The 2,354-nt window shown below is 44.7% G+C and carries 2 protein-coding genes; both read left to right on the top strand.

Going from position 1 to position 2,354, the window contains the following annotated elements; genetic code table 11:
* Nucleotides 1–54: 54 nt before the first annotated feature.
* The gene (gene istA / locus GGR02_RS17195) at nt 55–1,557 is read left to right on the top strand and encodes an IS21 family transposase (protein ID WP_183186155.1); all 1,503 of its coding nucleotides are present in this window, start codon (nt 55–57) and stop codon (nt 1,555–1,557) included.
* The gene (gene istB, locus GGR02_RS17190; protein WP_221210930.1) at nt 1,554–2,285 is read left to right on the top strand and encodes an IS21-like element helper ATPase IstB; all 732 of its coding nucleotides are present in this window, start codon (nt 1,554–1,556) and stop codon (nt 2,283–2,285) included. Before istA ends, istB begins: the two co-directional genes overlap by 4 nt.
* Nucleotides 2,286–2,354: the final 69 nt, after the last annotated feature.

Raw genomic sequence — 2,354 nt, 5'->3', positions numbered from 1 at the left:
TCCATTACCCTCCTACATGTAACAGGGATTTAAGCATGAGGAGGAATAGAAAGGATGCTAGCATTGGCTCAAATAGAATATATCAAATTTTTGCGCGAAGAAAAAGGGTTATCCATTCATGCCATCGCAAAACAATTAAAGGTGAATTGGCGGACGGTGAAAAAATACGCAGACCAATCGAACTGGAGTCCAAAAGCCAAAAAACGCACCAAACGTTATCCAGTATTAGGTCCTTACATGGATATCATCGACGCATGGTTGGAGGAGGATCGGCGAAAAAAGAAAAAACAACGGCACACCGCCATCCGCATCTATGAACGCTTACGTGATGAGTGTGGCTTTACCGGTGGGGTTCGTACCGTGACGGAGTATGTTTCCAAACGAAAAAAAGAATTAGCAGAAGAGCAGGAAACGTACGTAGATTTGCATCACCCTGGGGGAGAAGCTCAAGTCGATTTCGGAACGGCAGAAGTCATTTATGAACAGAAGAGGAGAGAAGTCAAGTATTTGGTGCTGTCCTTCCCCTATAGTAACGCAGCCTACACTGTGGTATTGCCGAAAGAAAACATCGAGTGTTTTTTACATGGGCTTCAAACGTTGTTTGAGTATGCAGGGGGAGTACCGCAAAAAATATGGTTTGATAACTTGTCGGCGGCCGTGGTGAGAATCGAGAAGAATGGAACACGCCAACTCACGGAGTTATTCCAACGTTTTCAGCTACACTACGGATTCCGTGCGGAATTTTGTAATCGAGGCGCTGGCCACGAAAAAGGAAATGTGGAAAATAAGGTGGGAACGATACGACGAAACTGGTTCGTTCCCCACCCAGTGATGACATCGTGGGAACAAATCAACGAGGTCATGAAACAAAAAGCGGAAAAGGAGATGGGAGTCCTTCACTACGAGAAAAAACGATCTGTCCAAGAATTGTGGGAAGAAGAAAAACAGAAATTGCTTTTCCTTCCAAACGAGCCATTCGAGGCAATGTATGTCAAAAGCACGTCCTTAGACAAATACGGGCGACTTCGATTGGATGATGCTTCCTTTTCCGTTGCCGGAGGAGTAGCCAAGCAATCCGTTTGGATGAAGGTGTTTTGGGATCGCATCGAAGTATTCGATACGGAGTATCGAATGATGGAGATTCTTCCGCGTCCTTACACGTTTCAAGAAAAAGAAATGGATTGGAGAAGGGAACTAGAACTCCTTCGGAACAAACCGAAAGCGATTCCTTACACGATGGTGTTTCACGCATTGCCAGAGAGTGTTCAGCACTACTTGATACAGGCAGATTTACCGAAGCGAAAGGGAAGAGTATCTCGAATCACAGGATGGCTGAAAGAGGGATATACGATGGAACAAATCGCGCAAGCCATCTCCGAAACATCGGCGCATCTGCTGGACGAGGAAGGGGTGCTCTATCAAGCGCTTTATCGCCAAGAGCACCCGGTATGGTCGGCGGAATCATTGCCGGAACCCTATACCCCTGACGCTTTCAAGGGATACGATCCAGACTTAGAATCCTACAACCTCTTAATGGATCGAGGGGGTAGTGCATGATCGACGCTCGTATTCGGGAATATTGCAAATTACTGAAATTAGGGTATATCGGTCAAGTCTATGAACAGATATCCGCCGATACCTCGGAAGAATATTTATTGAAATGCTTGGAGGCGGAGGTGGAATCAAGGAAACATACAAAAATCGAAAAACTCCTGAAAAAGGCAGGATTTAGCCAATGGAAAACACTAGGCGACTATGAATTCCATTCTTCGATGACGCTGCCTTCTTCTATCACAGTGGAAGAATTGAAGGATTTGGTGTTTTTGGAGAAAAAGCAAAACCTCCTAATGATTGGGACGGTGGGAACGGGCAAAACCCACCTGTCCATCGCTTTGGGGATAGAAGCTTGTCAGCGTGGGAAAGAGGTTCGCTTTTTCCGCGCTGGGGACTTAGTATCTAAACTATTAGAAAAACAGCACAACGGAGGGATTGGGCGATTTATTCGAGATATCCAAAAAGCAGAGCTTATCATTTTAGATGAACTAGGATTTATCCCATTTCATAAAGATGGGGCAGAACTTTTGTTTAGTTTGATTGCCGAGTGTTATGAGCAGACGAGTATGATTGTCACCTCGAATTTGGAATTTGGACAATGGAACACCATATTTGGAGATAAGCGTTTAACGGCCGCTATCATGGATCGATTAGTGCACCATGCCCATATTCTCACCTTTACAGGGGAAAGCTATCGATTGCGGAACGCTCTATCTCAAAAGAATCGATAAATAATGGGAACTGGCAAGGTTGTGTAAAAATTCACCGCCATATTGTGTATTTTTTACTTGCCAAACACA

It is taken from the genome of Anoxybacteroides voinovskiense (assembly GCF_014196205.1).
Classification (GTDB): domain Bacteria; phylum Bacillota; class Bacilli; order Bacillales; family Anoxybacillaceae; genus Anoxybacteroides; species Anoxybacteroides voinovskiense.
The sequence above is the reverse complement of the archived record's forward strand: the minus strand, read 5'-3'. Positions and strand labels throughout refer to the sequence as shown.

What these genes read in the sequence shown, in the direction of transcription:
- istB (WP_221210930.1), top strand. Translation starts at nt 1,554, where the DNA reads ATGATCGACGCTCGTATTCGGGAATATTGCAAATTACTGAAATTAGGG.
- istA (WP_183186155.1), top strand. Translation starts at nt 55, where the DNA reads ATGCTAGCATTGGCTCAAATAGAATATATCAAATTTTTGCGCGAAGAA.